Origin of the sequence: Glycomyces mayteni, assembly GCF_042428885.1 — a bacterium.
GTDB classification, from domain to species: domain Bacteria; phylum Actinomycetota; class Actinomycetes; order Mycobacteriales; family Micromonosporaceae; genus Glycomyces; species Glycomyces mayteni.
Map to the genome: position 1 here is coordinate 50,244 of NZ_JBHMBP010000002.1, position 26,410 is coordinate 76,653.

At 71.5% G+C, this 26,410-nt stretch carries 23 protein-coding genes; 11 read left to right on the plus strand and 12 right to left on the minus strand.

Features of this window, described 5'->3' with window-relative positions; translation table 11 throughout:
• The first annotated feature begins 51 nt into the window (after positions 1 to 51).
• Together ACFFXY_RS06820 and ACFFXY_RS06825 are read left to right on the plus strand one after the other, a co-directional pair.
• Positions 52 to 1,035, plus strand: a complete 984-nt coding sequence (locus ACFFXY_RS06820) for an ATP-binding cassette domain-containing protein (RefSeq protein WP_382347522.1) — start codon at positions 52 to 54, stop codon at positions 1,033 to 1,035.
• A complete protein-coding gene (locus tag ACFFXY_RS06825) occupies positions 1,032 to 1,841 on the plus strand; it encodes an ABC transporter permease (RefSeq protein ID WP_382347524.1) in 810 nt (269 codons plus the stop codon). Before ACFFXY_RS06820 ends, ACFFXY_RS06825 begins: the two co-directional genes overlap by 4 nt.
• Before the next feature lie 49 nt (positions 1,842 to 1,890).
• On the opposite strand, the gene ACFFXY_RS06830 is transcribed toward ACFFXY_RS06825, so the two are convergent.
• A complete protein-coding gene (locus tag ACFFXY_RS06830) occupies positions 1,891 to 2,793 on the minus strand; it encodes an EamA family transporter (protein ID WP_382347527.1) in 903 nt (300 codons plus the stop codon).
• Between the two features lie 133 nt (positions 2,794 to 2,926).
• On the opposite strand from ACFFXY_RS06830, the gene ACFFXY_RS06835 reads away from it, so the two are divergent.
• The gene (locus ACFFXY_RS06835) at positions 2,927 to 3,451 is read left to right on the plus strand and encodes a MarR family winged helix-turn-helix transcriptional regulator (protein ID WP_382347530.1); all 525 of its coding nucleotides are present in this window, start codon (positions 2,927 to 2,929) and stop codon (positions 3,449 to 3,451) included.
• 9 nt (positions 3,452 to 3,460) lie between these two features.
• Here the strand turns inward: ACFFXY_RS06835 and ACFFXY_RS06840 are convergent, their stop codons facing one another.
• On the minus strand, positions 3,461 to 4,366 hold the full coding sequence (locus ACFFXY_RS06840) for an MBL fold metallo-hydrolase (protein ID WP_382347533.1): 906 nt from the start codon (positions 4,364 to 4,366) through the stop codon (positions 3,461 to 3,463).
• Positions 4,367 to 4,651: 285 nt separating this feature from the next.
• Between ACFFXY_RS06840 and ACFFXY_RS06845 the strand changes: the two genes are divergently transcribed.
• Positions 4,652 to 5,755, plus strand: a complete 1,104-nt coding sequence (locus ACFFXY_RS06845; protein ID WP_382347536.1) for a substrate-binding domain-containing protein — start codon at positions 4,652 to 4,654, stop codon at positions 5,753 to 5,755.
• Between the two features lie 265 nt (positions 5,756 to 6,020).
• Positions 6,021 to 7,097 (plus strand): LPXTG cell wall anchor domain-containing protein, encoded by a 1,077-nt coding sequence (locus ACFFXY_RS06850; protein ID WP_382347539.1) that lies wholly within the window; start codon positions 6,021 to 6,023, stop codon positions 7,095 to 7,097.
• Positions 7,098 to 7,182: 85 nt separating this feature from the next.
• Here the strand turns inward: ACFFXY_RS06850 and ACFFXY_RS06855 are convergent, their stop codons facing one another.
• The 3 genes from ACFFXY_RS06855 to glnA all read right to left on the minus strand — a co-directional run bounded on the left by ACFFXY_RS06855 (position 7,183) and on the right by glnA (position 9,738).
• The gene (locus ACFFXY_RS06855) at positions 7,183 to 7,491 is read right to left on the minus strand and encodes an AzlD domain-containing protein (RefSeq protein WP_382350537.1); all 309 of its coding nucleotides are present in this window, start codon (positions 7,489 to 7,491) and stop codon (positions 7,183 to 7,185) included.
• On the minus strand, positions 7,491 to 8,204 hold the full coding sequence (locus tag ACFFXY_RS06860; RefSeq protein ID WP_382347542.1) for an AzlC family ABC transporter permease: 714 nt from the start codon (positions 8,202 to 8,204) through the stop codon (positions 7,491 to 7,493). The genes ACFFXY_RS06855 and ACFFXY_RS06860 overlap by 1 nt, the downstream gene beginning before the upstream one ends.
• 109 nt (positions 8,205 to 8,313) lie before the next feature.
• Positions 8,314 to 9,738 carry a type I glutamate--ammonia ligase gene (gene glnA / locus ACFFXY_RS06865; RefSeq protein ID WP_382347544.1) on the minus strand — a complete coding sequence of 475 codons (1,425 nt, stop codon included), beginning with the start codon at positions 9,736 to 9,738 and terminating at the stop codon, positions 8,314 to 8,316.
• A gap of 275 nt (positions 9,739 to 10,013) precedes the next feature.
• Between glnA and ACFFXY_RS06870 the strand changes: the two genes are divergently transcribed.
• Positions 10,014 to 10,445: an RDD family protein gene (locus ACFFXY_RS06870; RefSeq protein WP_382347547.1), complete on the plus strand. Its 432-nt coding sequence runs from the start codon at positions 10,014 to 10,016 to the stop codon at positions 10,443 to 10,445.
• Here the strand turns inward: ACFFXY_RS06870 and ACFFXY_RS06875 are convergent.
• Positions 10,442 to 11,857, minus strand: a complete 1,416-nt coding sequence (locus ACFFXY_RS06875; RefSeq protein ID WP_382347550.1) for an NYN domain-containing protein — start codon at positions 11,855 to 11,857, stop codon at positions 10,442 to 10,444. The two genes, ACFFXY_RS06870 and ACFFXY_RS06875, sit on opposite strands and share 4 nt — an antisense overlap.
• A gap of 131 nt (positions 11,858 to 11,988) precedes the next feature.
• Here ACFFXY_RS06875 and ACFFXY_RS06880 point away from each other — a divergent pair, with 131 nt between their 5' ends.
• The gene (locus ACFFXY_RS06880; protein WP_382347553.1) at positions 11,989 to 13,125 is read left to right on the plus strand and encodes a glycosyltransferase family 4 protein; all 1,137 of its coding nucleotides are present in this window, start codon (positions 11,989 to 11,991) and stop codon (positions 13,123 to 13,125) included.
• A 5-nt stretch (positions 13,126 to 13,130) separates the two neighbouring features.
• Here ACFFXY_RS06880 and ACFFXY_RS06885 read toward each other — a convergent pair whose 3' ends face one another.
• Genes ACFFXY_RS06885 through ACFFXY_RS06895 form a run of 3 tightly spaced genes read right to left on the minus strand, consistent with a single transcriptional unit; the run spans position 13,131 to position 17,396 of the window.
• Positions 13,131 to 13,802 (minus strand): response regulator transcription factor, encoded by a 672-nt coding sequence (locus ACFFXY_RS06885; protein ID WP_106362196.1) that lies wholly within the window; start codon positions 13,800 to 13,802, stop codon positions 13,131 to 13,133.
• 12 nt (positions 13,803 to 13,814) lie between these two features.
• Complete coding sequence (locus tag ACFFXY_RS06890) at positions 13,815 to 15,572, minus strand: sensor histidine kinase (RefSeq protein ID WP_382347555.1); 1,758 nt, start codon at positions 15,570 to 15,572, stop codon at positions 13,815 to 13,817.
• Between the two features lie 12 nt (positions 15,573 to 15,584).
• The gene (locus tag ACFFXY_RS06895) at positions 15,585 to 17,396 is read right to left on the minus strand and encodes an AMP-dependent synthetase/ligase (protein WP_382347558.1); all 1,812 of its coding nucleotides are present in this window, start codon (positions 17,394 to 17,396) and stop codon (positions 15,585 to 15,587) included.
• 282 nt (positions 17,397 to 17,678) lie between these two features.
• Here ACFFXY_RS06895 and ACFFXY_RS06900 point away from each other — a divergent pair, with 282 nt between their 5' ends.
• Positions 17,679 to 18,638 carry an ROK family glucokinase gene (locus ACFFXY_RS06900; protein WP_382347561.1) on the plus strand — a complete coding sequence of 320 codons (960 nt, stop codon included), beginning with the start codon at positions 17,679 to 17,681 and terminating at the stop codon, positions 18,636 to 18,638.
• A gap of 91 nt (positions 18,639 to 18,729) precedes the next feature.
• Here the strand turns inward: ACFFXY_RS06900 and ACFFXY_RS06905 are convergent, their stop codons facing one another.
• The 3 genes from ACFFXY_RS06905 to ACFFXY_RS06915 all read right to left on the minus strand — a co-directional run bounded on the left by ACFFXY_RS06905 (position 18,730) and on the right by ACFFXY_RS06915 (position 22,894).
• A complete protein-coding gene (locus ACFFXY_RS06905) occupies positions 18,730 to 19,851 on the minus strand; it encodes a hypothetical protein (protein WP_382347564.1) in 1,122 nt (373 codons plus the stop codon).
• Between the two features lie 322 nt (positions 19,852 to 20,173).
• Positions 20,174 to 21,418, minus strand: coding sequence for an ornithine cyclodeaminase, nickel-pincer nucleotide-dependent (locus tag ACFFXY_RS06910; RefSeq protein ID WP_382347567.1), 1,245 nt, complete (start codon positions 21,416 to 21,418; stop codon positions 20,174 to 20,176).
• A gap of 177 nt (positions 21,419 to 21,595) precedes the next feature.
• Positions 21,596 to 22,894 carry an MFS transporter gene (locus ACFFXY_RS06915; RefSeq protein WP_382347570.1) on the minus strand — a complete coding sequence of 433 codons (1,299 nt, stop codon included), beginning with the start codon at positions 22,892 to 22,894 and terminating at the stop codon, positions 21,596 to 21,598.
• A gap of 408 nt (positions 22,895 to 23,302) precedes the next feature.
• Between ACFFXY_RS06915 and bioA the strand changes: the two genes are divergently transcribed.
• Genes bioA through bioD form a run of 3 tightly spaced genes read left to right on the plus strand, consistent with a single transcriptional unit; the run spans position 23,303 to position 26,408 of the window.
• Entirely contained in the window at positions 23,303 to 24,625 is a 1,323-nt protein-coding gene (bioA, locus tag ACFFXY_RS06920) for an adenosylmethionine--8-amino-7-oxononanoate transaminase (RefSeq protein ID WP_382347573.1), read from the plus strand.
• The gene (locus ACFFXY_RS06925; RefSeq protein ID WP_382347576.1) at positions 24,622 to 25,758 is read left to right on the plus strand and encodes an aminotransferase class I/II-fold pyridoxal phosphate-dependent enzyme; all 1,137 of its coding nucleotides are present in this window, start codon (positions 24,622 to 24,624) and stop codon (positions 25,756 to 25,758) included. The genes bioA and ACFFXY_RS06925 overlap by 4 nt, the downstream gene beginning before the upstream one ends.
• Positions 25,755 to 26,408, plus strand: coding sequence for a dethiobiotin synthase (gene bioD, locus ACFFXY_RS06930; protein ID WP_382347579.1), 654 nt, complete (start codon positions 25,755 to 25,757; stop codon positions 26,406 to 26,408). Before ACFFXY_RS06925 ends, bioD begins: the two co-directional genes overlap by 4 nt.
• The last annotated feature ends 2 nt before the right edge of the window (positions 26,409 to 26,410 follow it).

Consider the following 26,410-nt stretch of genomic DNA (forward strand, 5'->3'; position numbering starts at 1 on the left):
GTCGTACCCAGGGGACATCATCGACCTCTGAACGCCATCCCAGGAGGAGTCGTGCCACATTCCACCGACTACGCCATCGAGACCGAGGGCATCACCAAGCACTTCGGCGACCTCGTGGCGGTCGACCACATCGACCTGAACGCCCGCACCGGCACCGTCCTGGGCGTCCTCGGCCCCAACGGCGCCGGGAAGACCACCATGGTCCGCATGCTCGCCACCCTCTCCGAGCCCACCGCCGGGACCGGCCGCGTCGGCGGCTACGACATCGTCAAGCACGCCCCCGAGGTCCGCTCCCTCATCGGCCTCACCGGCCAGTTCGCGGGCATCGACGAACTGCTCACCGGCGAGGAGAACCTCCGCTTCATCGGGCGCCTCCTCGGCATGCCCACCCGCGACGCCAAGGCCCGCTCCCGCGAACTCCTCGCGCAGTTCAACCTCGCCGACGCCGCCGACAAGCCCGCCAAGGCCTACTCCGGCGGCATGCGCCGCCGCCTCGACCTCGCCGCCAGCCTCGTCGGCCGCCCCAAGATCCTCTTCCTCGACGAGCCCACCACCGGCCTCGACCCCCGCGCCCGCGGCGAACTCTGGGGCCTCGTCCGCGACCTCGTCGCCGACGGCACCACCGTCCTCCTCACCACCCAGTACCTCGAAGAGGCCGACCAGCTCGCCCACGAGATCGCCGTCATCGACCACGGCCGCGTCATCGCCACCGGCACCCCCACCCAGCTCAAAGCCAAGATCGGCGGCCAGACCCTCCGCATCCAGCCCGAGGACCACGGCCAGCTCGACGCCCTCCGCGCCCTCGTCGCCGAGCGCTTCCCCGACCTCGAACCCATGGTCGAGGCCGGGGCCGTCACCATCGGCGTCAACGACGACGGCGTCATGCCGACCCTCGCCGCCGACCTGCGCGACCGCGGCATCGCGCTCACCGAGTTCCACCTCGGCCTCTCCAGCCTCGACGAGGTCTTCCTGACCCTCACCGGCCGCCGCACCGAAGAAGACACCGACGACGAGACCCAGGAGGAGGCCAAATGACCGCCGCAACCATCGAGGCCCCCGCGCCGCCCCTCGGCCGGCCCGGCCTCGGCGCCACCGTCAGCCAGACCCTCTCCATGGCCTGGCGCCAGATGGTCCGCATCAAGCACAACCCGTTCGAGCTCGTCGACCTGTCCCTGAGCCCGATCATGTTCCTGCTGCTGTTCGTCTACGTCTTCGGCGGCCAGATGGCCGGCTCGACCTCCGACTACCTCCAGTACGTCCTCGGCGGACTCATCGCCCAGAACGCCATCTTCCTCACCATGTACACCGGCACCGGCATCAACGCCGACCTCCGCAAGGGCGTCTACGACCGCTTCAGGTCCCTGCCCATCGCCAGGTCCGCGCCCCTCGCCGGGAAGATCTTCGCCGACATGTTCAAGCAGGTCTGGTCCGTGGTCATCATGGTCGGCCTCGGCCTGCTCATGGGCTTCGAGCTGCGCAGCGTCGGCTACGCGCTCCTGGCGACGCTCGTGCTCGTGGTGTTCGCGCTGGCGATCTCGTGGATCTCGGTGCTCATGGGCGTGGTCGCCGACTCCGAGGAGAAGGTCCAGATCTACGCGTTCGTCATCATCATGCCGCTGACGTTCACGTCCTCGGCGTTCGTCGACATCAACACGATGCCGGGGTTCATGCAGGCGTGGGCGAAGGTCAACCCGGTGACGCACCTGGCCGACGCGATGCGCGGCCTGCTGTCGTACGGCCCGATCGGCGAGCCGCTCATGTGGACGTTCGTGTGGGCCGTGGTCATCTTCGCGGTGACGGCGCCGCTCGCGATGCGCGCCTACCGCCGCAAGATGGTCTAACGCAAATGGAAAGGGCCCGGCCGCACGGCCGGGCCCTTTTCCGTTTCGCTCAGACCTTCGCGAGGACCAGCGGCGCCTCCGGGGCCGCCGGGCGCTTCGGCCGGTGCTGGAGCTGCGCGAGCAGGGTCGCGCCGAGTGCCACGGCGAACCCGAGGGTCTGCCACACGGTGAACGTCTCGCCCGCGAGCAGCCAGCCCACCGTGGCGGCCGTCAGCGGCGAGAGCAGGCCCAGGAAGCTCAAGGGCACCACCGAGAGCCGCCCGATGCCGCGGAACCACAGCCAGTAGCCCAGGGCCGTGTTCACCAGGCCCAGGTACAGGTACCCGAGGACGTTGGTTCCCGTCAGCTCCGGGACGCCGCCCTCGACGAGGAGCGCGAGCGGGGCGAGGAGCAGGCCGCCCGCGGTGAGCTGCCAGCCCGCGAGGGCCGCGGGCCCGGCGTTCTGCGGCAGGCCCCACTTCTTGGTGAGGACGACCGCGGTCGCCATCGAGACGGCGCCGCCGACGCCCGCGAGGGCCCCCGTCAGGTCCAGCCGCGCCTGCGCGGTGAGCACCACCATCGAGACGCCCGCGACCCCGGCGATGCCGAGCACCCACGTGCGCAGCGGGACCCGGGTGTGGAGCACCAGCATCGTCATCCCCGCGGTCACGAGGGGTCCGACCGCGCCGAGGACGGCCGCGACGCCGCCGGGGAGCCGGTAGGTCGCGATGAACAGGAACGCGAAGAACACGGCGATGTTGAGCAGGCCGATGACCGCCGACTTCCACCACCACGAGCCGCGCGGCAGCCTTCGTGCCAGGAGTACGAGCAGCAGGCCGGCGGGCAGGGCCCGCAGGAGGGCGGTGAGGAGCGGGCGCTCGGCGGGGAGGAACTCGGTGGTGACGAAGTAGGTGGTGCCCCACATGACCGGCGCGAGGGCGGTGAGCAGGAGGTCCTTGGTGCTGCGGTTCATGACGGCCCCTTCAGGTTCGCTTGGCTGAAATTAGCTTACAACAAACTAGCTTGAAGTCAAGATACTTGAGATAGAGTTAGATCACCGCCAGGTACTTGCCCGGCGCCCGCGCAGGTAGGGGAGAATACCGCTCATGACAGACGACGCCGCCGAGAACGCCGACGACGCCGTGGACCGCATCATCGGCCAGTGGCACCGCGAGATGCCCGAACTGGAGCTCGACTCGATGGCGCTGTTCGGGCGGATCCACCGCATCTCCCAGAAGCTCGGCGCCCGCCTCCACGCGCTGCGCTCGGAGAAGGGCCTGGGCCGCAACGAGTTCGACGTCCTCGCCACGATCCGCCGCTCCGGCGAGCCGTACACGCTCTCGCCCAAGGAGATCAGCGCCGCCATGATGCTCTCCTCGGGCGGGCTCACCGGCCGCCTCGACAAGCTGGAGTCCGCCGGGTTCGTCGAGCGCCTGCCCGACCCCGGCGACCGCCGCGGCATCAAGGTCCGCATGACCCCGCTGGGCCGCGAGGTCATCGAGGACTCCGTGCGCATCGGCATCGATGCCCAGAACGAGGCCCTGGCCCCGCTCACGGCGAAGGAGCGCGACCAGCTCGGCGCGCTCCTCCGCAAACTCCACGCGGGCTTCGAGGACCAGCCCTTCGACTAGTCCGCCGCCCTAGGGCCGCATGTCGATCTGGTAGTCGATGAGGTCGTACACGACGACCGGCGGCGGGGGCGTGCGCGAGGGGTCCGGCAGCGGCGCGGGCTCGGGCGCGGGCGGCGTCAGCTCCTTCCAGCGCGCGAGCGCGGTCCGCATCGCCTCGGGCCCGAACGGCGAGTGCTCAGCCGCCTCGTCCTCGGTGATGAAGCCCTGCGCGGCCTCCGCGCACAGCCGCGCCACCTCGGCGAGGTCCCTGGCCTGCGCCCGCGCCCACCAGTAGTCCCCGGGCTCGCCGTGGCCCGGCACCACGATCGGCGGCCTCCAGCCGAGCAGGTGCTCCACGGCCTGCGGCCACTCGATCGGGAAGGCGGCGCTGTAGGACGGCGGCGCGCCCTGCTCCAGCAGGTCCCCGGCGAACAGCACGCCCGCGTCGGGGACCTCCACGACCATGTCGTTGTCGCTGTGCGCGGGCCCGACCTGCCGCAGGACCACCGTGCGCCCGCCGAGGTTCAGCCCGATCGCGCCCTGCACGCGGCAGTTCGGCGGCACCAGCCGCGAGGCGCCCATCTGCCGGGCCTCCTCCTCGCGCCCGTCGAGCCGGTACTTCGCGACCCACTTGCGGCGCTGCTCGTCGCCGAACCGCACGTAGTGCGCGCCGTCGGCCACGGCCCACACCGAGGACTCGCCGAACGCGGAGGTCCCGAACCAGTGGTCGAAGTGGTCGTGCGTGTACGCGACCTGCCAGGGCAGGTCGGTGAGCTCCCGGATCGCCGTGGCGAACGCGAACCCGGCCTCGGCGCTGGTCCCGGTGTCGATGACCAGGCAGCAGTCGTCCCCGACGACCAGCCCCAGGGACTGGTCCAGCTCCTTCAGCCGCCGCACCCAGACGCGGTCGGCCACTTCGATCCAGCGGTCGCTCATGCCCGCAATGGTATGCGGTGCGCACCCCTCGGACCGGGGGTGCCGGAGAGCGGTCTCCGCACCCGATCTACCTTCACTGAGGAACAGTGTCAGTGGCATTGCCAAATGGCGCCGAACATGCGTCAAAGTGATACACATGCGAGCCGCAATACGGCTCCCGTCCTGATTTATCCCCTGCTCAGGACACGGCTGGATCACGGATCGACCCACATGTCCCATTTCAAGGCCGTGTTAGTTTCGGGGGGAATACGAACCCCCTCCCGTGTACGAAGGAGTACCACCCTTATGCACCTCAGTCGTCGTGGCCTGCTGTACGGATCGGCGGGCGCCGCCGCGGTGTCGCTGGCCGGGTGCGGCGCCGGTGAGGATTCGGCGCAGCTCACCGGATTCACCGGCATCTCGATGCCCACGGACACCTCCGAGCGGTGGGTGATCGAGGGCAAGGCGCTTGAGGCCAACCTCAAGGAGCTCGGGTACGACGTCATCCACCAGAACGCCAAGGGCGTCGTGGAGGACCAGATCGCGCAGATCCAGTCCATGGTCGGCGAGGGCGTGGAGTTCCTCGTCATCGGCGCCATCGACAACACCTCCCTCGGCCAGGTCCTCGCCGACGCGAAGGACAACGGCGTCACCGTCATCGCCTACGACCGCCTCATCCTGGAGACCCCCGACGTCGACTACTACGCCTCGTTCGACAACTACCAGGTCGGCGTCCTCCAGGCCACGCACATCATCGAACGGCTCGGCATGCGCGACGAGCCGGGGCCCTTCAACATCGAGCTGTTCTCCGGCGACCTCGGCGACAACAACTCGCAGTACTTCTTCCTGGGCGGGCTCGACACCCTTGAGAGCTTCATCTACGAAGGCAAGGTCGTGATCCCCTCCGGCCAGACCGAGCAGGAGCCGACCGCGACCGCGGGCTGGAGCGGCGACGTCGCCCAGGCCCGCATGGCCGAGCTCCTCGCGGAGTACTACGACGACGAGGACACGGAGCTCCACGCCGTCTTGTCCCCGTACGACGGCATCAGCCGCGGCGTCGTCGCCGCGCTGGTCGAGGCCGACTTCGAGCCCGGCCGCGGCGGCTTCCCCGTCGTCACCGGGCAGGACGCCGAGGCCGCCTCGATCAAGGCCATCAAGGACGGCACCGGCCAGACCGAGACCGTCTTCAAGGACACCCGCCAGCTCGCCCACACCGTCACCGGCATGGTCAAGGCGATCGTCGACGGCGGCGACCCGGAGGTCAACGACCTCGGCACCTACGACAACGGCTTCAAGTTCGTCCCCTCGCTCCTCCTGGAGCCCGTGGACGTCACCGCCGACAACTACGTCGAGGTCATCGTCGAGAGCGAGTACCTCACCGAGGAGCAGATCGACGCCGGGGAGGCGTAGCCGACCCGTCGCGTTCGGAGCGCGGCCGGACCCCGTGAGGGTCCGGCCGCTTCCGTTTCGCCCGATCCGCCGGAAGCTTCGGGGACGATCGGGAACGCCTGTGTCGCAGCAGGTGACGGCCTCTCCGTTACCGGATTGTTATGCGACCCTTCTTCGGGTTGCTGCGTGTCTCATTTGGTACGGTGCCCGGACCGGTCACGCTCACCCCCTGACCGCCGGCGCCCCCGATCCCCCCCAACCCAACAGTCATCTACTTAGGAGAGACATGAACCGTACCCTCAAGCGGGTGCTCGGACTGGCCGGCAGCGCCGTCCTGGGCCTCGCCGGAGCGGTCACCTTCGCCTCCGCAGCCCAAGCCCACCACGTCGAGATCACCGGCTACTCCGAGTGCACCGACGACGGCTGGACCGTCACCTGGGAAGCGACCGACTGGAACTCCCAGAACCTCGGCGCCGGTGTGGTCACGGCCCTCAGCGCCGAACTCGAAGGCGACCTCCAGGTCGGCGCCGAGCTCCCGCACCCCAGCACCGGGAACGTGGTCACCGGCACCCAGACCCTGAGCCTGGACGAGGCCACCGCCGAACTCAAGATCGACGCCGAGTGGCCGAACGGGCAGAAGGGCTCCGGCACCGGTGTCGTCAGCCAGCCCGAGGGCGGCTGCGAGGCCCCCGAGGAGCCCACCCCCGAGGTCGAGGCCGGCGGCTACTCCGACTGCTTCGGCGTGTTCGTCTACGGTGACAACTTCAACCCCGAGGCCCTGGCGGAGTTCACCTTCGACCCGAGCAACGGCGACGCCGTCTCCTACACCCCCGAGGTCGACGAGGGCGCCTGGGAGTACTTCCTCCTCGACGACCCGGCGACCGGCCTGACGGTCGACATCCTCGTCGACGGCGAGCTGTACACCACCGTCGAGTGGGTCGACAACCCGCTGTGCCACTACGTCACCGCCGAAGCCGACTGCGACGGCCTGAACTTCACCATCTCCGTCCCCGAGGACGGCGAGGAGACCACGTTCTACTTCTACACCAGCTACGACGAGTCTGAGACCGTCGAGGTCGTCGCCCCGGGCGAGACCAAGACGATCTCCGTCCCGGCGAAGGACAATGAGGAGTTCTCGGTCTTCTACTGGGTCGAGACCCAGAAGGACTCCGTCTACGGCGAGGTCCCGTGGACCCCGTGCCCGCCGGAGGAGACTCCCTCCGAGTCGCCTTCGCCGAAGCCCGAGCTCCCCAAGACCGGTAGCTCGCTCTCGATCATGATCGGATCGGCCGCCGCGCTCATCGTGGCCGCCGGCGTGATCTTCTTCCTGATGCGTCGCCGCCGCGCCGCTCAGGACTGGTAGTCACACCCTGAGGGGTACGGACTCCGGTAGAAGCTGAACAGGTCAGGGGCCCCGCAGCGAACGCTGCGGGGCCCCTCGCCGTTCCCTATGCGACGCCCGCGAGGCGCAGCAGCGCCGTCGTGGCGGCCGCCGCGACGACCACGAGGGCCAGCGGGGCCCTGCGCCACGCGAGCACGCCGCCGACGAGCACGCCCGCGGGCAGCGCCCAGCCCGCGAAGCCGCCGTCCACGACGATCGCGGAGGTGGCGACCAGCGCCAGGAGCACGACGGTGGCCCCCGCCTTGAGCAGGGACTCGGCATGCGCCGACAGCGTGATCCGCTTGCGCAGCAGCGGACCGGAGAGCCGGATGAGGAACGTCCCGGCGGCCAGCGCCATGATCGCGATGAACATCATCATGCCGCCGCCTCCCGCCGCTCCCCGGTGCCCTTCCACATCACCACGAGCCCGACCAGCGCCAGCAGCACCGGCACCCCGGCGGGCAGGAACAGGCTCGTCACCAGCGCCACGGCGGTGCCGAGGAGGCCCGCCGCGAGGGTCCGCCGGTCCTTCAGGCCGGGAATGACGAGGGCGAGGAGGATCGCCGGGAGCGCCGCGTCGAGGCCGAGCACCGCGGGGTCGGCGACGAGCTGCCCGGCGAACGCGCCCAGGACGGTGCCGACGTTCCAGACGACGAACAGGCTGACCGCCACCGTCCAGTAGGCGTGCTTGGCCCGCAGCCGGTCGCCCCCGGCGGCGAGGGCGAACGCGGTCGACTGGTCGGTGAGCAGGTGGGTGCCGAGGAGCTTGGCGCGCAGGGAGGTCCAGTACACCTCGCCGACGGCCATCCCGTAGGGGACGTGCCGCAGGTTGAGGACCAGGCCCGCGGCGACGCCCGCGAGGAGGCCGCCTCCGGCGGACATGATCCCCATGGTGGCGAACTGGGAGGCCCCGGCGAAGACGAACAGGGACATCGCGGTCGACTGCCACCACGGCACGCCTTGCGAGGAGGCGATGGCGCCGAAGGAGATCCCGACGATGAAGATCCCTGCCGCGAGCGCCGCGATGTCGCGCAGCAGCCCCCGGTCCAGGCGCTTGAGGCCCTGCATTTGAAAGAATCTGATGGGCATCGCCGAAGTATGCCCCTCGGCGAGGGCAGTGAACAAACGTTCAAGGGCGCGCCCGGCGATGCCGGACGCGCCCTTCAGCACGTTGTCCTACAACGGATTACAACCCGCACTAGACCTCGTAGTACAGGTCGAACTCGTGCGGGGTCGGGCGGAGGCGGATCGGGTCGATCTCGTTCTCGCGCTTGTAGCTGATCCACGTCTCGATGAGGTCGGGGGTGAACACGCCGCCCTCGGTGAGGAAGTCGTGGTCGGCCTCCAGGTTGTCGAGGACCGCTTCGAGCGAGCCGGGGACCTGCTCGATGTCGCCGTACTCGTCCGGGCCGAGCTCGTACAGGTCCTTGTCGACCGGCGCCGGCGGCTCGATCTTGTTCTTGATGCCGTCCAGGCCCGCCATGAGCATGGCGGAGAACGCCAGGTACGGGTTGCTCGACGGGTCCGGGACGCGGAACTCGACGCGCTTGGCCTTGGCGTTGGAGCCGGTCACCGGGATGCGGGTGCACGCGGAGCGGTTGCGCTGCGAGTACACGAGGTTCACGGGGGCCTCGAAGCCCGGCACGAGGCGGCGGTAGGAGTTCACCGACGGGTTCGTGAACGCGAGCAGGCTCGGGGCGTGGCGCAGCAGGCCGCCGATGTAGTGGCGGGCGGTGTCCGACAGGCCCGCGTAGCCGGTCTCGTCGTAGAACAGCGGCTCGCCGTTCGCCCACAGCGACTGGTGGGTGTGCATGCCCGAGCCGTTGTCGCCGAACAGCGGCTTCGGCATGAACGTGACGGTCTTGCCGGCCTGGGTGGCGGTGTTCTTGATGATGTACTTGAACTTCTGCACGTCGTCGCCGGAGTGCAGGAGCGTGTCGAAGCGGTAGTTGATCTCCGACTGGCCCGCGGTGCCGACCTCGTGGTGGGCGCGCTCGATGGTGAGGCCGCCCTCGATGAGGTTGGTGACCATGCGGTCGCGCAGGTCCGCGAAGTGGTCGACGGGGCCGACGGGGAAGTACCCGCCCTTGTGGCGCGGCTTGTAGCCGAGGTTCCCGCCGGGCTCGTCGGCGCCGGTGTTCCAGGCGCCCTCGATCGAGTCGATCTCGTAGAAGGCCTGGTTCGCGGTCTGGTCGAAGCGGATCGAGTCGAAGATGTAGAACTCGGCCTCGGCCCCGAAGTACGCGGTGTCGGCGATGCCGGAGCCGGCCAGGTACTGCTCGGCCTTCTTCGCGACGTTGCGGGGGTCGCGGCTGTAGGCCTCGCGGGTGAAGGGGTCGTGCACGAAGAAGTTCAGCGCGAGGGTCTTCTGCTCGCGGAAGGGGTCGACGAACGCGGTCGCCACGTCCGGCAGGAGCAGCATGTCCGACTCGTGGATCTCTTGGAACCCGCGGATCGAGGAGCCGTCGAACGCGAGGCCCTCTTCGAGGAGGTCGTCGTCGAAGGACTCGGCCGGGATGTTGAAGTGCTGCATGACGCCGGGCAGGTCGCAGAAGCGGACGTCGATGAACTTCACGTCGTTGTCGCGGACGTAGCCGAGGAGCTCTTCAGGGCTGGAGAACACGAAGGTATTCCTCTCGGTAGGTGTGTGCCGGGAGGACCGTGGCGCGGCCCCGCCCAGCGGGTCCCGGAACGTCGAGCACCCGGTCCGGTCGGGCCGACCTCGCTGTCGACGCCTAAGCTTATTAGGCGAAACGCTAGCCGCGGTCAATTGCCTCACCGTAAATCAATTGTTTCGCGTGTGTTACTTGCAAAATGCGGGCCTGTTCACAATCGGCCGAAACCACAGCTCAGACCGGTGCGATCACCGTCAATCGGGGCGAGTCGTAGACTCGCGCCATGACGAGCGAACGCGGTGCGAAGACCCCCGAAACCACCGGCTCCGGGCAGGACCTGGCCTCGATCAGCCTGCGCTTCCTCGCGCTGGTCATCGACTGGGTCGCGTGCCTCCTCCTCTCCTACCTCCTCCAGTGGATCGGGATCGAGGCGCCGCAGGTCGCCGGGGCCGACGTGCTCCCCTCCGGCCTGTTCCTGCTCTACACGGCGGTCGCGCTGGCGGTCGGGACGCAGACCCTCGGCATGGCGCTCATGCGCATCGCGTGCATCGACGCCGAGACCGGCGGGCGCCTGCCGCTGTGGCGGTCGATCCTGCGCGCGGTCCTGCTGTCGCTGGTGCTCCCGGCGCTGACGGCGATCTTCCACCCGTACAACCGGGGCCTGCACGACCTGGCGGCCGGTTCGGTGGTCCTCAAGGTCCCGGCCGCGGGCTAGGTCCGCTGCATCCACTTGACGAGCACTGCCGAGGGCACCGGGTAGGCGCCCTCGCGGCGGGCCCGGTCGGCGACCTCCTGGTCGGAGGAGACGACGATGACGGGCCGGCCCTCGGGCTCGACCCGCGCCAGCTCCACGACCACGTCGTCGGCGATCTGCCCCTTGGCGCTGAACAGGACCCGCACGCCGCGCGCCGAGGGCTTCGCGCCGAAGATCGCGTCGGCGCCGTCGAAGACCACGGTGACCTCCGCGTTCGTCTGCGCGGCGGCCGCCCCCAGGCCCTGCACGAGCCGGTTGCGCTGCTGCTCCAGGGTGAGGGTCTCGCCCCACGCGGCGATCGTCACGTTGTACCCGTCGACGATGAGGTGCGGGTTCGGCAGGGACAGGAGGTGGTCGAGGCGCTGCGGGTCGGCCTGGCCGAGGCCGCGCGAGCCCTCGAACGGCCGCTCCTCGGGGTCGTCGCAGTACTCCTCGGCGATGTAGTCCGCGGGCCGGTCATCGACCGGTTCGAGCCCGAGCTCGCGCCGCAGGCCCGTGGCCGCCCCCGACAGGGTCTCCATGAGCAGCCACAGGCGCGCGGACGCGAGCCGCTCGGTCTCCTTGTCGGCCTTGCGGACGCGGTCGAGCTGCCCGCGCAGGGACTCCACTTCGGCTTCGAGGCGGCGGCGCTCGGAGCGCCGCTCGGTCTCGGCGTGCTTGAGCCGCCCCTTCTCGGCGGCGAGGTCCCCGGCGGCCTTCGCGGCCCGCTCCTCGGCGTCCCGCAGGTCCCGGCGGGCCCGCCGCAGGTCCTCCTGGAGCACTCCGGCGGCCGCCCGCTGGTCGGCAAGCGCCCCGCGGAGCTTCCCGTTCTCCTTCTCCAGCGACGCGAGCCGCCGCTGCCCGGCCTCGTCCGGGGCCGCGGGCGCCGCCGGGGCCTCCGGCGCGTCGGCGATCGCGTCGACCGCGGTCGCGATGAGGTCCCGCCAGCCGTCCGGGCGCAGCAGGTACGTCAGGGCCGCGACCTCCACGGGGTCGGCCATCGGGGACACGGCGCCGCCCCCGCCGATGGCCGCGACCAGCGGCGAGTCGGTCGAGGCGAGGACCTCCGCGAGGCCCTCCCGGAACTCCTCGTCGCGGTCCAGGGCCGCCGCGAGCTCCCCGCGGGCGAGCTTGGCGCGCTTGGGGGGACTGAACTTCATGAAACGGCGCAGCCGGGCCGGGACGCGGGCCTGCGCCAGCCCCGGCATCGCGACCGCCGCGATCTCGACGGCCCTGCGCCGCACCGGTTCGGTCAGGAACACGATCGGGCCGGGCTCGGCCCGTTCGGCCGGGTCCCCCTCGCCCGAGGCGTCGTCGCCGGCCGCGGAGGCGGCGGGCGCCTCCGGCAGGCCGGCGTCGGGCCCGGGGCCGCTGGTCTCGTCGCCGCTGCTCATAGGCACCAGTGTGCCATCGCCGTCACAGCCCGCAGCCGCCGACCGCGCCTGTTCACGCCCCGCTCATCCGGGATCGCCGCGCCCGATCGCGCGGCGTGGCAGACTGGTCCGATCATGAAGGGGGTCATGATGTGAGCCGGACACTGCTGGTGACCAACGACTTCCCGCCCCGCCGGGGCGGCATCCAGACCTTCGTCCACGGCATGGCGCTGCGGCTGCCCTCCGACGGCCTCGTCGTCTACACCTCGACCTCGCCGGGGTGGGCCGAGTTCGACGCGGCCCAGCCGTTCACCGTCGTCCGCGACCGCACCACGATGCTCCTGCCGACCCCCCGCGTGGCCCGCGCCGTCACCGACCTCGCCCGCGAGCACCACTGCGACCGCGTCTGGTTCGGCGCCGCCGCGCCCCTCGGGCTCCTCGCCGCGGGCCTCAAGCACGACACCGGCATCGAGCGCGCCATCGCCCTCACCCACGGCCACGAGGTCGGCTGGGCCGCCATGCCCGGCACCCGCGGGCTCCTGCGCAGGATCGCGTCCTCGCTCGACGTCATGACCTACCTCGGCGACTACACGTACCGGCGCCTCGCCCCCGTCGCCGCCCCCTACACCCGCCTCGAACAGCTCACCTTCGGCATCGACACCGAGACGTTCCACCCCGGCGTCGACGGCGCCCCCGTCCGCGAGCGCCACGGACTCGGCGACCTGCCCGTCATCGTCTGCGTCTCCCGCCTCGTGCCCCGCAAGGGCCAGGACAAGCTCATCGCCGCCCTCCCGCACGTGCGCGAGCAGGTCGGGGAGGACGTCAGGCTCCTCATCGTCGGCCAGGGCCCCTACGAGGCGACGCTCCGCTCCGAGGCCCGCCGCCACGGCGTCGAGGGCCAGGTCGTGTTCACCGGCGGCGTCCCCGAGCACGAGCTCGCCGCGCACTTCGCCGCCGGGGACGTCTTCGCGATGCCCTGCCGCACCCGCCGCCGCGGCCTCGACGTCGAAGGGCTCGGCGCGGTGTTCCTCGAAGCGGCCGCCACCGGCCTCCCGGTCATCGCCGGGGACTCCGGCGGCGCCCCCGACACCGTCCTCCACGACCAGTCAGGGTGGGTCGTGGACGGCCGCGACCTCGGCGAGATCGCCTACCGGCTCAGCCAGGTCCTGTCCGACCCGCCCCTGGCGCGCAAACTCGGCGAGGCCAGCCGCGACTGGGCCCTCGCCGAGTGGACCTGGGAGCGCCAGGCCGGCCGCCTCGAAGGGATGCTCTACGGCGAGACCGTATGAGCGCCTTAGAACTTCGGCTGGTCCGGGGCTTCCAGCAGCCCCAGCTTCAGCGCCGTCATGAGCGCCTGCGCGCGGTTCCCCGCGCCGAGCTTCTCGTACAGCTTCGAGATGTGCGTCTTCGCCGTCGACTCCGACACGTACAGCTGCTTCGCGATGCCCGCCACCGACAGGCCGTCGGCGAGGAGCTTGAGGACCTGCGACTCGCGGGGGGACAACTGGGGGCCGGTTGGGGTCAGGCGCCGCTGCATCGCCTCGGCGAGGTCCGCGGCGCTGAACGCCGTCGGGTTCGACGCGGCGTGCCGCGCCGCCGACACCACGTCGTTCGCCGGGGCGGACTTCGGCACGAACGCCGACGCGCCCGCGTCGAGCGCGCCGAACAGCTGGTCGTCGCCGGCGTACATCGTCAGCACCACGATCCCCATGTTGGGGTGGGCCTTGCGGAGCTTGCGGGTCGCGTCCAGGCCCGACCCGTCGGGCAGGCGCAGGTCCATGATCACCACGGAGGGCATGAGGGACGCCGCCTGGCGGAGCGCGTCGGCGGCGGTGTCGGCCTCGCCGACCACCTCGAACTCGGGGTCGCGGTCGAAGGCATGCCGGAGGCCCTTGCGGATCAGATCGTGGTCGTCGACGATCAGCACCGTCGTCTGACCGGTCGTCTCCAGCGCGTCAGCGTTCATGCGTGTCTCTCCTCATTGGCTGCCACGGCCACCACCGTGGTCTGGCCGTCGGGCCGGCTGTTCAGTTCTGGCGCGGTCGGCGGCCGCCCAAGCCGCGGACCCGGGCCGGGGGGCCTCGGCCCTCGGGGTGGGCCGCGCCCCCGCGTTGAGCACCACCGCCACGGTCGTCCCGTGCGGCTGGTGCGGTCGGATCTCCAGGGAGCCGCGGATGCGCTCGGCCCGCTCGCTCATGATCGCCAGGCCGTAGCGCCCCTCGGACGCCTCACCGGAGAGCCCCTGTCCGTCGTCGGTCACCTCGATGCGGGTGTAAGGCGGGTCCACCTCACACGTCACCCACAGGTTCTCGGCCCTCGCGTGCTTGCGCGCGTTCGTGATCGCCTCCTGGGCGATCCGCAGCAGCTCGGCCTCGGTGCTCGCGGGCAGCCGCGCCCCGCCCTCGTCCAGGGACAGGTGAACCCGCAGTCCGGCGGAGGCGCCCACAGTACGAGCATAGTCCGCGATCGCCGAGGCCAGGCCCCCCTGACGGTCGACGTTCGACCGCAGCTCGAACAGGGAGAACCGCAGCTCCGTGACGAGCCGCGTCACCTCCGAGCGCAGGTCCTCCAGCTCGCCCTTCGCCTCCCCGGCCTCCGGCGGCAGGATCGCCATCGCGTTGTCGATCCCGTACCCGAGCATCGCCAGCTCCTGCGCGATCCCGTCGTGGATCTCGCGGGCCAGGCGCTGGCGCTCCTCGGTGGTCGCCATGGACCTGACGTCCTCGAAAAGCAGCGCGGTCTCCAGTCGCAGCGCCGCGCCCTTCGTGCGGTCCTCGGCGGCGGTGATCGCCTCGGGGCCGAACGCGGCCGGGTCGTCGGACTCGATCGCCACCAGGCCCACCGTGCGGCCCTCGGCGACGAGCGGGATCACCAGGGACGCGACGGGCCCCTGCGTGGACCGCGAGAGCGGGACCTGCCCGGCCTGCGGCTTCTGGCCCGCCCAGGCGTCGGCGAGGAGCGAGTTGAGCTGCGGGGAGGTCTCCCAGTCGACGCGCTCGTCGGCGTGCTCGGCGAGGACGACCAGGCGCCGCCCGGAGGCGGCCGAGAGGACCGCGGCCCGCTCGACGCCGGGGATGCGCGCGGCGGTGTCGACGATCTCGGTGGCGATCCCGCCCGGGTCCAGCGTGGACCCCGGGAGCTGCCTGGCGACGACCCGCAGCTGCGTGAGCAGCGCGGCGGCCTCGGCGTACGGGAGCTGCGAGTGGTGCATGTCGGAGGTGCGGGAGCGGCGCAGCCACCACGCGCCGACCGCCGCCGCCAGCCCGAACGCGAGCGCGACGGCCGCGGTCGTGACGTACGTGCCCCGGTTGAAGTCCGCGACCCGCGGGGCCTGCGCGAGCAGCCCCACCGCGGCGAGCGCGACGAGCGCGGGCGGCCCCCACGTGCGCAGCCGCGACCACCGGTCCCCGTCCTCGCCGGGCGCGGCCGCGTCGAACGCGGCCGTCGCGAACGGCGCGATCAGGTACGGGAGCATCCACGCGGGCAGGCCGCCGGTGGCGAGCGTCCCGAGGACGACCACCGCGACCTCCGCGAGGCGCCCGGCGGGCGCGAGCAGCCGGTGCCGGGGGAGGACCACCCCGGGCAGCGCCGCGAGCGCGAGAATGCCGCACCAGGTCGCGGCCTCGGCCAGGCCCACCGAGGCCCAGCCGAAGACCGCGACGAGCGCGAACAGGGCGCCCCGCAGGGCGACGGCGGGCAGTTGCCACTGGCGTTCCAGCGCCGCCTCTTCGCCCATGGGGCCCCTCGCTTACTTGGTCTTGGTCTCCTGCTGCGCCGACTCGTACAGCGCATTCACCTCGCCTGAGTATTTTTCCATGACGACGTGACGTTTGACCTTGACTGACGGAGTGATTTCCCCGGCGTCTTCGCTCAACTCGACCGGAATCACCCGGAATCGCTTGATCTGCTCCGCGCGGGACACCGTCGCGTTCGCCTCGTCGACCTTCTCCTGGAGCTCCGCGAGCAGCTCCGCGTCGTCCACCAGGTCGGCGATCGGCGTCTTCGGGTCCTTCCCGCGGCGCGACAGCCAGTCGGGCAGGATGTCGCCGTCGATGGAGATCAGGCACCCGATATAGGGCCGCGCCTCGCCCACGACCAGCGCGTACGCGATCAACGGGTGCGAGTCGAGGATCTTCTCCAGCGGTCCCGGGGCCACGTTCTTCCCGCCCGCGGTGACGATGATGTCCTTCTTGCGGCCCGTGATCGTCACGTACCCGTCGTCGTCGATCTCCGCGATGTCGCCGGTCTTGAACCAGCCGTCCGCGTCGAGGACCTCCGCGGTCGCGGCGTCGTTGTTCCAGTACCCGGGGAACACCTGCGGGCCCTTCGCCTCCAGCTCGCCGTCGTCGGCGACGCGCAGCGCCGTGCCCGGCGTCGGCCGCCCGATCGAGCCGACCTTGATGGCCGTCTCCAGGTTCAGCGACAGCACCGGCGACGTCTCCGTCAGCCCGTAGCCCTCGAAGATCGTGATGCCCACGCCGCGGAAGAAGTGACCCAGCTCCGGGCCCAGCGCCGCCCCGCCCGAGACCGCCGAGTTGCACTCGCCGCCCACGGCCGCGCGGATCTTCTTGTACACCAGCACGTCCCACAGCTTGTGGCGCAGCTTCAGGCCCAGGCCGGGCCCGCCCGGCTTGTCGAGCGCCCGGCTGTACTCCTTCGCCGCCGCCGCGGCCTTCTCGAACAGGTGGCCCTTGCCCCCGTCCACGGCCTTCTGGTACGCCCCGGCGTACACCTTCTCGAACACGCGGGGGATCGCCAGCAGCGTCGTCGGCTTCACCACCGGCATGACCGCCGTCAGCTTCGTGCGGTCGGCGTGCGCGATCGTCGTGCGCGACTCCATCCCCGCGATCTGGAGGATGCGCGCCAGCACGTGCGCCAGCGACAGGAACAGCAGCATCCGCGCGCCGTCGTACAGCACGCCCGGCACCTCCGGGACGATGTTGCGGATGTCGTTGAGCAGGTTCCCGTGCGTGAGCATGCAGCCCTTCGGGCGCCCGGTCGTGCCCGAGGTGTACACGATCGTCGCGAGGTCGCCCGCGCCGCGCGAGGCCCGGCGCTCCTCGATGTCCACGTCGGCGTCCGCGCCCAGCGCGGTCAGGGCGTCCACGCCGCCGTCGTCGAGCGTCCACACGTGCTTCACGTCGGCGCTCAGGCCCTCGACCATCGCGGTCATCTCGGGGGTCTCGGCCACCACCGCGGTCGCGCCCGAGTCCTCCAGGATCCATTTCGCCTGGTCGGCCGATGACGTCTCGTAGATCGTCACCGTCACCGCCCCGGCCGCCCAGATCGCGTAGTCCATCAGGGTCCACTCGTACCGGGTCGCCGACATGAGCGCGACGCGGTCGCCGGGCTGCACGCCCGCCGCGGCCAGGCCCCGCGCCACCGCGACCACCTGGTCGCGGAACTGCACGGACGTGACGTCCTGCCAGGTCGCGCCCTCGTCGAACGAGCGCATGTAGAGAATCGAGGAGGGGTGGTTCTCGGCCGCGTCCCACAGCGCGGTGAGGGTGTTGTCTTCGTCGGGGACTGTCACCACAGGGGGGACGGCGAACTCGCGCATTATGGCTCCGTTCAACGCGCCGTGGTTACGGCGTTGTAAAGAAGGCGGTCGACACGTGATGGGCACAACTTACCGGTGAGTTAACTCCGTTGGCAAGTCAGGTTGAATTCCGATGCTAGAGCAACGAGAACGAGATCGAAAGTCACTGCGGTGATACCTTCGCCAAGGGGGATGGAACAGCCGATTTCCTCGGGAATTAATCGTGCCGTAAAGTCTGTCGGTGGCCCGCAGCGTCGCGTGGCAGCCAACGCCTCAATTCCGGGAACCGCTGGAGGGACAGCTGTGAGTCTGACTATCGGAGTCGACATCGGGGGCACGAAAGTCGGCGGCGGACTCGTCGACGAGAACGGCGAAGTCCTCGCCACGGCCCGGCGCCCCACCCCCGCGGACGACCAGGACGGCGTCATCCAGGCGGTCAAGGAAGTCGTGGACGAGCTGCGCGGCGACCACGACATCGAAGCGGTCGGCATCGGCGCGGCCGGCTGGATCTCCTCCGACCGCTCCACCGTCATGCTCGCCCCCAACGTCTCCTGGAAGAACGAGCCCCTCCGCGACAAGGTCACCGCCGTCATCGACCTCCCCGTCGTCGTCGAGAACGACGCCAACGTCGCCATCTGGGGCGAGCACCGCTTCGGCGCCGCCAAGGCCCACCGCTCCTCCGTGCTCTACACGATCGGCACCGGCGTCGGCGGCGGCATCGTCGTCAAGGACAACCTCCTGCGCGGCACCCACGGCGTCGCCGCCGAGATCGGCCACATCCGCTCCGTCATGCCCGACGGCCGCCTCTGCGGCTGCGGCCGCACCGGCTGCCTGGAGCAGTACGCCTCCGGCCGCGCCCTCACCCGCGCCGCCCGCGAAGGCGCCGCGGCCGACCCCGCCAAGGCCGCCGTCCTCCTCAAGCTCGCCGGAGGCGACGCCGACGCGATCACCGGCCGCCAGGTCACCGACGCCGCCCGCGAAGGCGACGAGGTCGCGCTGGCCGCGTTCGACTCGATCGGCTACTACCTCGGCAACTCGGCCGCGGACATGGTCAACCTCATCGACCCGGGCGTCATCCTCATCGCCGGGGGCGTCGTGGACGCGGGGGACCTGCTCCTCGACCCGATCCGCAAGCACTACGAAGAGGCCCTGGCGAACCGCAACCAGGTGCCGTTCGCGGAGGTCCGCGCGGCCGAGCTCGGCTCGAAGGCCGGCGTGATCGGCGCGGCCGACCTGGCCCGCCACCGCGACATCGTCCCGTAGACGGCGTCCCGCAGGCGCGAAGCGCAGCGAAGAGGACCGGAGCGAATGCTCCGGTCCTTTCCTTATATATAGGGCATTTCCCGGACCGGGGTCAGCACACGTTCACCGACGCGTTCCCGCTGATCGTCCAGTTGACGTTGTCGCCGCACGGCGACTCGCGCACCGACGTGTTGTTCACGGTCATGATGACCCACACGTCGCGGGTGTTCGGGAACTCGGTGCGGGCCGAGACGCGGACCTCGCCGCCGCCGTTGACGGTGCCCGCGCGGATCGAGAAGTTGTAGCAGTTCTCGATGAGGACCGAGTTGTTCCCGTTGGACGCGAGGTCGACGTTCCTGATGACCGTGCCGCCGGACTGCGAGACGCAGAAAATGCCCCTCCCGCCGCCGCGGGAGATGACGTTGTCGACGTACACGTTGGTGTTGTAGTTGCCGTTCGCGTTCTGGCCGTTGTTGTTCGCGAACCGCAGGGTGGCGTACCCGGTGCCGGTGGCGACGTTGTTGCCGTCCACGGTGCCGACCCAGGCGTTGCGGGTGGCCTGGAGGAGGAGGCCGGACTCGCCGACGTTCCTGGCGGTCACCTTGGTGATGTTGAGGCCGTCGATGTTCCACGTCTCGACCGCGTGCGAGCCGGCGCCGGAGACGTAGACGTCGTTCATCGTGACGTTGTAGTTCCACGCGGCGTCGCGGTCGAAGCGGATGCCGAGGCCGCCGCTGAGGGTGAGGTCGATGTCGCCGAGCTTGAGGCCGTTGGTGCCGGAGAAGCGCAGCCCGAAGTAGGGGTTCCCGGCCATCTTGAGGTACGCGATGTTGACGTTCGTGGTGTTGATGGCCTCGATCGCGCCGCGGCCGGAGCGGTTGGCGACGGTGATCGTGCCGCAGCCCTCGAAGGTCTTGCCGCTCTGGATGGTGATGGTGCTGGCCCCGATGTTGCCCGAGGCCATGACGGCCACGCGCTCGCCGCTGGCGATGGCGTCGACGCCGGCCTGGACCGCGGCGCGGTAGTCGGACCCGGAGTAGACGGTCGTGCCGCCGTCCTTGGCGGTGTAGGCCCCGGAGGACCCGGTGACGGTGGCGTGGGGCGTGCCCGCGCCGCACCCCTGCGCCATCGCGGCCTCGGGGACGGCCACGGCGCCGAGCGCGCCGGTGAACACGACCGCGGCCGCCGCGAGGGCGAGCCTGATCCGTCGTCTGGGATTGCCGGTGAGGGACATCGTTGTGCTCCTTGAGATTCCCATCGATTTGAACGTTTCAATCGAACTCTGATCGAGACATCGAAATGAATCGATTTAATGGGATCATAGCGGGCGGACCCGCGATTGGAAAGCGCTACCCACCCGTAATCCCGGACGACGCGCCGCAGCGGGCCGGGACCGGGCCCCGGCCCGCTGCGGCGGCGCGTGCGGACCCGATCGGGTGACATCCCGTCCGCTGCCGGGCGTTTCTGTCGCACCCCTCGGCAAGACTCGCCGCTACGGTCCCCTCTGGGAGGGTGGGGGCTAGGGATGGGCGTCCACCTCTAGCCCCCCGGTCGGTCTAGTCGCGCTTGTAGCCCACGACCAGCTCGCCCGCGAGCTGCTCGCAGAACAGGCCGATGTCGGTGATGACGCCGATCGCCTGGGCCGAGCCGCGGTCGGCCAGCTTCGTGACCGTCGCCGGGTTGATGTCGACGCTGACCAGCGGCACCTTCGCGGGCAGCAGGTTCCCCGTGGCGATCGAGTGGAGCATCGTCGCGACCATGATCGCGAACCCGACGCCCGGCAGGGCCGCGCGCATGGCCCGCTGGCCCTCGATGACGTCGGTGTACACGTCCGGCAGGGGGCCGTCGTCGCGGACGGAGCCGACGAGCACGAACTCCTTGCGGTTCTTGACCAGCGCGTGCATGATGCCGCCCTTGAGGACGCCCTGCTCGACCGCGTCGGCGATGGACCCGCAGGTGCGGATCTTGTTGATGGCGCGGATGTGGTGCTCGTGGCCGTGCGGCACGCCGTGGCCCTTGTCGAGGTCCACGCCGAGGGAGGTGCCGAACAGGTTCGACTCGATGTCGTGGGCGGCGAGGGCGTTCCCGGCGAAGACGACGTCGGCGTAGCCCTCGTTGATGAGCGCCTCCAGGGCCTTCCCGGCTCCGGTGTGGACGATCGCGGGGCCGCCGACCCAGAGGATCTTCTCGCCGCGGGCCTTGACCTCGCGCATGTGCTGGGCGATCTGGCGGACCTGGAGGGCCTGCGGGCGCTCGGAGGAGACGCCGCCGCTCATGAACTCGAAGTTCGAGGCCTCGGGGCTCTTGCGCTCGGGCTCGGGCAGGGGGAGGACCTTGACGCCCTCGCCGCCGCAGACGACGAGCTGGCCCTCCTTGACGTCGGACACCGGGAGGGTCCAGGCGCGGCCGTGGTCCTCGGTGACGATGATGCCGCAGTCCATCTCGGAGTTCTCGACGTCCATCCAGCCGCCGTTGAGGCGGATCTGGGTGTCGAAGTTGGTGGTGGAGTAGAAGTCCTCGGGGAAGACGCCGTCGCGCGGGGCCGGTTTGAGCGAGGCGATGCCGGGTTCGAGGGGGTTGGCGCCGTGGGTCTGGAGGCGCATGACGATGCGCTCCAGCAGCTCCGGCGTCTCCGCGGAGATGGTGAGCTGCGCGTACGACTCGTCGGTGTGGTGGCGCCCCACGTCGAAGCGGTCGATCGAGTAGGCCCCCGAGTACTCCAGCACGTCGTCCATGACGCGGGCGAAGACGCCCTGGTCGATGAGGTGCCCGCGCAGCTCGACGGTCATTGCGTGTTCCACGTTCAGTGCTCCTGTCGGTCCCGGCGCCCCGACCCGGCACGGCGGCGCCCGGTCGAGCCTAACCGGAGTGCCGCGCGGGACGCCGCCCGCCGGGTGCGCCGGGGCGGGTCGCGAGTGGCCCCGGAAGGGCCGCGTTCAGGAGGCGGGGTTCAGGAGGCGGGGTTCAGGGGGCGGGGTTCAGGGGGCGGCGGGCTGCGGGGGAGCGGCGGCGGCCTTCGCGGCCTCGACCTCGTCGGCGGCGGGCCAGGCGCGGGTGATGAGGAAGTGGATCGCGAACCCCACGACGCCCCAGGCGCCCACCGCGTACGGCACGGGCACGCCGAGCTCGGCGACGAGGCCGACCCCGGCGATGGCGATGCCCTGGCTGAGCTGGAGGCCCGCGTTGACGGCGGCGACGACCCGGCCGCGCCAGCCCTCGGGGATGCACTGCGCGAGCGTCGCGTTCATCGGCGCCATGATCATCGTCGCCGCGCCCGCGCCGAACGCGAGCACGAGGACGCCCGGCAGCGGCGGGTCCAGGAGCGCGGCCGCCAGGGCCAGCGGGGCGAGGAACGCGAGGGGCCGGATGAGCTTGTACCGCATGGAAGGCCGCACGAACCGCGCGAACAGGAGCGTCGCGATGACCGCTCCGGCGGCGTCGATCGCCATGATGAGGCCCTGGGTCGCCGAGCCGCGGCCGAGGTGCGCGGCCCACAGGACGGCGACGCCCTCGGGCACGGCGGTCAGGGCGTACAGGCCCCAGATGCCGAGCGAGACGGTCCGCAGGACCCGGTTGTCGCGGAGCATCCGCAGGCCGTCGGCGGTCTCGGCGAGCACGTGCCGCCGCTGCTCGCGCTTGTTCACCGAGGGCCGGTACCGGACCAGGCCGAGGACGGCGACGGCGCTGACGGCGAACAGGGCCGCGTTCACCGCGAGCGCGATGTACGGGTCGATGGAGGAGAGGAGGCCGCCCGCGAGGAACCCGAGGATCTGCGCGATCCCGGCGGTGCTCATCGTCAGGGCCATGGCCGTGGCGAGGCGGTCGCCGGTGAGGATCTGCGCGAGGGTCGCGGTGCGGGCGGCGTTGTAGGCGGGCTGGACGGCGGCGACGGCGAAGACGACGGCCATCATGGCGGGCACGGGCATGCCGGGGACGAGCAGGAGCGCGACGAGGGCGGCGCGCGCGACGTCGCAGGCGACCATGACGTTGCGGTAGGCGTACCGGTCGACGACCGCGCCGAGGACCTGCGCGAGGCCGAGGTAGGGGGCGTAGCTGATGGCGAAGGAGGCGACCGCGAGCGCCGAGGACCCGGTGTTCGCCCAGACGAGGGCGGTGACGGCGACGCGGTTGAGCATGGACCCGGCGTTGGAGAGGCAGAACGCGAGGAGGTAGGCGGCCGCCTCGCGGTCCCGCACGACATCGGAGAACCGCGAGCGCCGGTCGGCCTCTGGCGGGCCGCCGGGCTGCCCGGCGGCCTTGGGGTTCTGGTCGGACACGGGGCCTTCCCTGTTGTTCCACGTTGCCGCGCGTCTGCGTCTGCTTCTGCGGCGGCGCCGGTGCTCGGGTCGGCGGGCGGGGCGGGCGGGACCCGCGCTCCGCAGGCGTCACCGGGGGTGCGATACCTGAAGGGGCGGTAAGCGACAATCCTCCGCGATTGCCGCAAGTGTCACTAGTCTGCCGCTGGAGCAGGAGGTTGTCAAGCATCCCAGTGTGTTCAAAGTGTAAAAACGCGGACGGACCCGGTGGGTCCGGTCCGACCGTGCGAAACCGCGCCCCAGCCTAAGCATGTCACTTCAGAAGGGTCGCGGCGGGCCACGGTCCCGTAACGGTGGTCGGTCCCGGGCGCCCGGGTCGCCTGACTGTATCCTCCAACAGTCGTTGTAGGAAACCGCTAAGGAGCCGTGATGTCCGCCAGTGCCTCCTGGGTCAGTCGAGACGCCGCCGCCGTCTGGCACCCGTTCACGCAGCACGCCGACTGGACCGGCGACGACCCGACGGTGGTGGCCCGCGCGGAGGGGCCCTGGCTGTGGGACGTGGACGGCCGCCGCTACCTCGACGGCGTCTCCTCGCTGTGGACCACGACCCTCGGACACGGCCACCCCGACGTCAACGCCGCGATCGCCGGGCAGCTCGCGACGCTCGACCACGCGACGTTCCTCGGCGCCACCCACACCCCCGGCATCGAGCTCTCCGAGACCCTGATCGCCCTGGCCCCCAAGGGCGACGACCCGGACCTGACGAAGGTCTTCTACGCCGGGGACGGCTCCTCCGCCGTCGAGGCCGCCCTCAAGATCGCCTACCAGTACTCGACCCAGACCGGCCGCGCCCGCCCCAAGTTCGTGCGCCTCGACCACGCCTACCACGGCGACACCCTCGGCGCGGTCGCCGTCGGCGGCCACAACCTCTTCCACGAGGCGTACCGGCCGCTGCTGTTGGAGACCGTCGGCATCGCCTCGCCCGGCGACCGGGCCCTCGGGGACGCCCGCACCGCCGTCGCGATCGCCGAGCTCGAACGGGTCATGCGCGAGCAGGGCGACGACGTGTGCGCGATCATCGTCGAGCCGATGATGCAGGGCGCCGCCGGGATGCTCGACCACGACGCCGAATTCCTCCGCGCCGCAAGGAGACTCGCGCACACCCACGGCGCGCTCCTGGTCTTCGACGAGGTCGCCACCGGGATCGGCCGCACCGGCCGCATGTGGGCCGCCGACCACGCGGGCGTCGTCCCCGACCTCCTCACCTGCGGGAAGGGCATCACCGGCGGGTACCTGCCGCTGTCGGCGGTCCTCGCCGCCGAGCACGTCTACGAGGCGTTCCTGACCCGCCCCGGCGACACGCGCCCGCGCACGTTCTTCCACGGCCACACCTACACCGCGAACCCGCTGTGCTGCGCCGCCGCGCTCGCGAACCTCCGCGTCATGGGGGAGCAGGACGTCGTCGCCCGCGCCGACCGGCTCGGGGCCCGCCTCGGCAAGCTCCTCGAACCGGTCGCCGCCAAGGACGCCGTCACCGAGGTCCGCCGCCTCGGCACCATGATCGGCGTCGAGGTCGCCCCCGACGGCGACCGCACCGGCTTCCGCGTCTGCCGCGCCGCCCGCGACCGCGGCGTGTGGCTGCGGCCCCTCGGCGACACCGTCGTCGTCATGCCGCCCCTGACGCTCGGCGACGACGAAGCCGACCTCCTCGTCGACGCCCTCGACGGCGCGATCGACGAGGTCCTGGGATGAGCGCCGCCCCGCTCGACGCCGCACCGGCGCCGGTGACGGCCGTGTGGGACCGCCTGTCCCGCAAAGCGGACCTGCGCGCCAAGGCCGGGCTCACCCGGACCGCGGCCGTCAGGTCCGGGGCCGTGGACCTCGCCGGCAACGACTACCTCGGGCTCTCCCGCCACCCCGGCGTCCTCGGCGCCGCCGCCGAGGCCCTCGCCGACCACGGGCTCGGCGCGGGCGGCTCGCGCCTCGTGCGCGGCACCACCGAAGTGCACGAAGCGTTCGAGGCCGACTTCGCGCGCCACACCGGGACCGGGACCGCCGTCCTCTACTCCTCCGGGTACCTCGCGAACCTCGGCGCGGTCGCCGCGCTCGCCGCGGGCCCGGTCCTCCTCGACGCCCACGCGCACGCCTCGCTCCACGACGCCGTCCGCCTCGCGGGCCGGCGCGCGGCCACGTTCGCGCACAACGACCTCCACGACCTCGAACGGCAGCTGGAGACCCTGCGGCCCGCGCTCGTCGCCGTCGAGTCCGTCTACTCCGTCCTCGGCGACGCCGCTCCCCTGCGCGACCTCCACGCCCTCACCGCCGCCCACGGCGCGCTGCTCCTGGTCGACGAGGCCCACGCGATCGGCACGGTCGGACCGCACGGCTCCGGCGGCGTCGCCGCCGCGGGCCTCGCGGGCGACCCGGGCATCGTCGTCACCGCGACGCTCTCCAAAGCACTCGGCGCGGCGGGCGGCGTCGTCGCCGGGCCCGCGGCGCTGCGCCGCCACCTCCACGACACCGGCCGCACCTTCATCTACGACACCGCGCCGCCGCCCGCCGTCATCGCCGGCGCCGCCGCCGCGCTCCGCATCGCCCGCGGCTCCGACAGCGCCCGAACCGAACTCGCCCGCCGCTCCGCCCTCGCCGCGAAACTGCTCGACGCCCCCGCGCCCGCCGCCGGAGTCTGCTCCCCGCCCGCCGGGGACGCCCGCGCCGCCACCGCCTGGGCCGCCCGCTGCGCCGCACGAGGCGTCGCCGTCGGCTGCTTCCGGCCCCCGTCCACCCCCGACCACCGCTCCCGCCTGCGCATCACCGTCAACACCAGGGTGCCCGCGGCCGACTTCGCGCACGCCCTCGACACCGTCCTGGAGGCACGACCGTGATCCCCTTCAACGGCCCGGTCCTGGTGACCGGCACCGACACCGGCGTCGGCAAGACCGTCGCCACCGCCGCCATCGCCGCCGCCCTCATGCGGCAGGGCCGCAGCGTCGAGGTCGTCAAGATCGCCCAGACCGGGGACGACGACGACGCCGCCGAGGTCACCCGCCTCTCCGGCGCCCCCGCCCGCGCGCTCGCCGCCTACCCGGACCCGCTCGCGCCCTTCGCGGCCGCCCGCCGCAGCGGCCTGCCGCTGCTCGACCTCGCCGAGGTCGCCGACCACGTGCTCTTCTCACCCGCCGAAGTCGTCCTCCTCGAAGGCGCCGGGGGCCTGCTCGTGCAGCTCGGCGCGGGCGGCTGGACCGCCCGCGACCTCGCCGTGGAACTCGGCTGCCCCGCCGTCGTCGTCGTCCGCGCCGGCCTCGGCACCCTCAACCACACCGCGCTCACCCTCGAAGCGCTCGCGCACCGCGGCGTCCCCGCCGCGATCCTCGTCGGCGCCTGGCCCCACGACCCCGGCATCGCCGAGTACGAGAACCTCACCGACCTGCCCGGCGACCGCCTCGGCTGGATCCCCGAGGGCGCCGCCGCCCTCGACCCCGAGGCGTTCCGCCTCGCCGCCACCGAGTGGCTCGCCCTCCCCGAAGCCCCGTAACC

Bases quoted from the DNA above. Each gene is read 5' to 3' on its own strand.
- ACFFXY_RS06825 (WP_382347524.1), top strand. From the start codon at position 1,032: ATGACCGCCGCAACCATCGAGGCCCCCGCGCCGCCCCTCGGCCGGCCC.
- ACFFXY_RS06830 (WP_382347527.1), bottom strand. From the start codon at position 2,793: ATGAACCGCAGCACCAAGGACCTCCTGCTCACCGCCCTCGCGCCGGTC.
- ACFFXY_RS06835 (WP_382347530.1), top strand. From the start codon at position 2,927: ATGACAGACGACGCCGCCGAGAACGCCGACGACGCCGTGGACCGCATC.
- ACFFXY_RS06840 (WP_382347533.1), bottom strand. From the start codon at position 4,366: ATGAGCGACCGCTGGATCGAAGTGGCCGACCGCGTCTGGGTGCGGCGG.
- ACFFXY_RS06845 (WP_382347536.1), top strand. From the start codon at position 4,652: ATGCACCTCAGTCGTCGTGGCCTGCTGTACGGATCGGCGGGCGCCGCC.
- ACFFXY_RS06850 (WP_382347539.1), top strand. From the start codon at position 6,021: ATGAACCGTACCCTCAAGCGGGTGCTCGGACTGGCCGGCAGCGCCGTC.
- ACFFXY_RS06855 (WP_382350537.1), bottom strand. From the start codon at position 7,491: ATGATGTTCATCGCGATCATGGCGCTGGCCGCCGGGACGTTCCTCATC.
- ACFFXY_RS06860 (WP_382347542.1), bottom strand. From the start codon at position 8,204: ATGCCCATCAGATTCTTTCAAATGCAGGGCCTCAAGCGCCTGGACCGG.
- ACFFXY_RS06870 (WP_382347547.1), top strand. From the start codon at position 10,014: ATGACGAGCGAACGCGGTGCGAAGACCCCCGAAACCACCGGCTCCGGG.
- ACFFXY_RS06875 (WP_382347550.1), bottom strand. From the start codon at position 11,857: ATGAGCAGCGGCGACGAGACCAGCGGCCCCGGGCCCGACGCCGGCCTG.
- ACFFXY_RS06885 (WP_106362196.1), bottom strand. From the start codon at position 13,802: ATGAACGCTGACGCGCTGGAGACGACCGGTCAGACGACGGTGCTGATC.
- ACFFXY_RS06890 (WP_382347555.1), bottom strand. From the start codon at position 15,572: ATGGGCGAAGAGGCGGCGCTGGAACGCCAGTGGCAACTGCCCGCCGTC.
- ACFFXY_RS06895 (WP_382347558.1), bottom strand. From the start codon at position 17,396: ATGCGCGAGTTCGCCGTCCCCCCTGTGGTGACAGTCCCCGACGAAGAC.
- ACFFXY_RS06905 (WP_382347564.1), bottom strand. From the start codon at position 19,851: ATGTCCCTCACCGGCAATCCCAGACGACGGATCAGGCTCGCCCTCGCG.
- bioA (WP_382347573.1), top strand. From the start codon at position 23,303: ATGTCCGCCAGTGCCTCCTGGGTCAGTCGAGACGCCGCCGCCGTCTGG.
- ACFFXY_RS06925 (WP_382347576.1), top strand. From the start codon at position 24,622: ATGAGCGCCGCCCCGCTCGACGCCGCACCGGCGCCGGTGACGGCCGTG.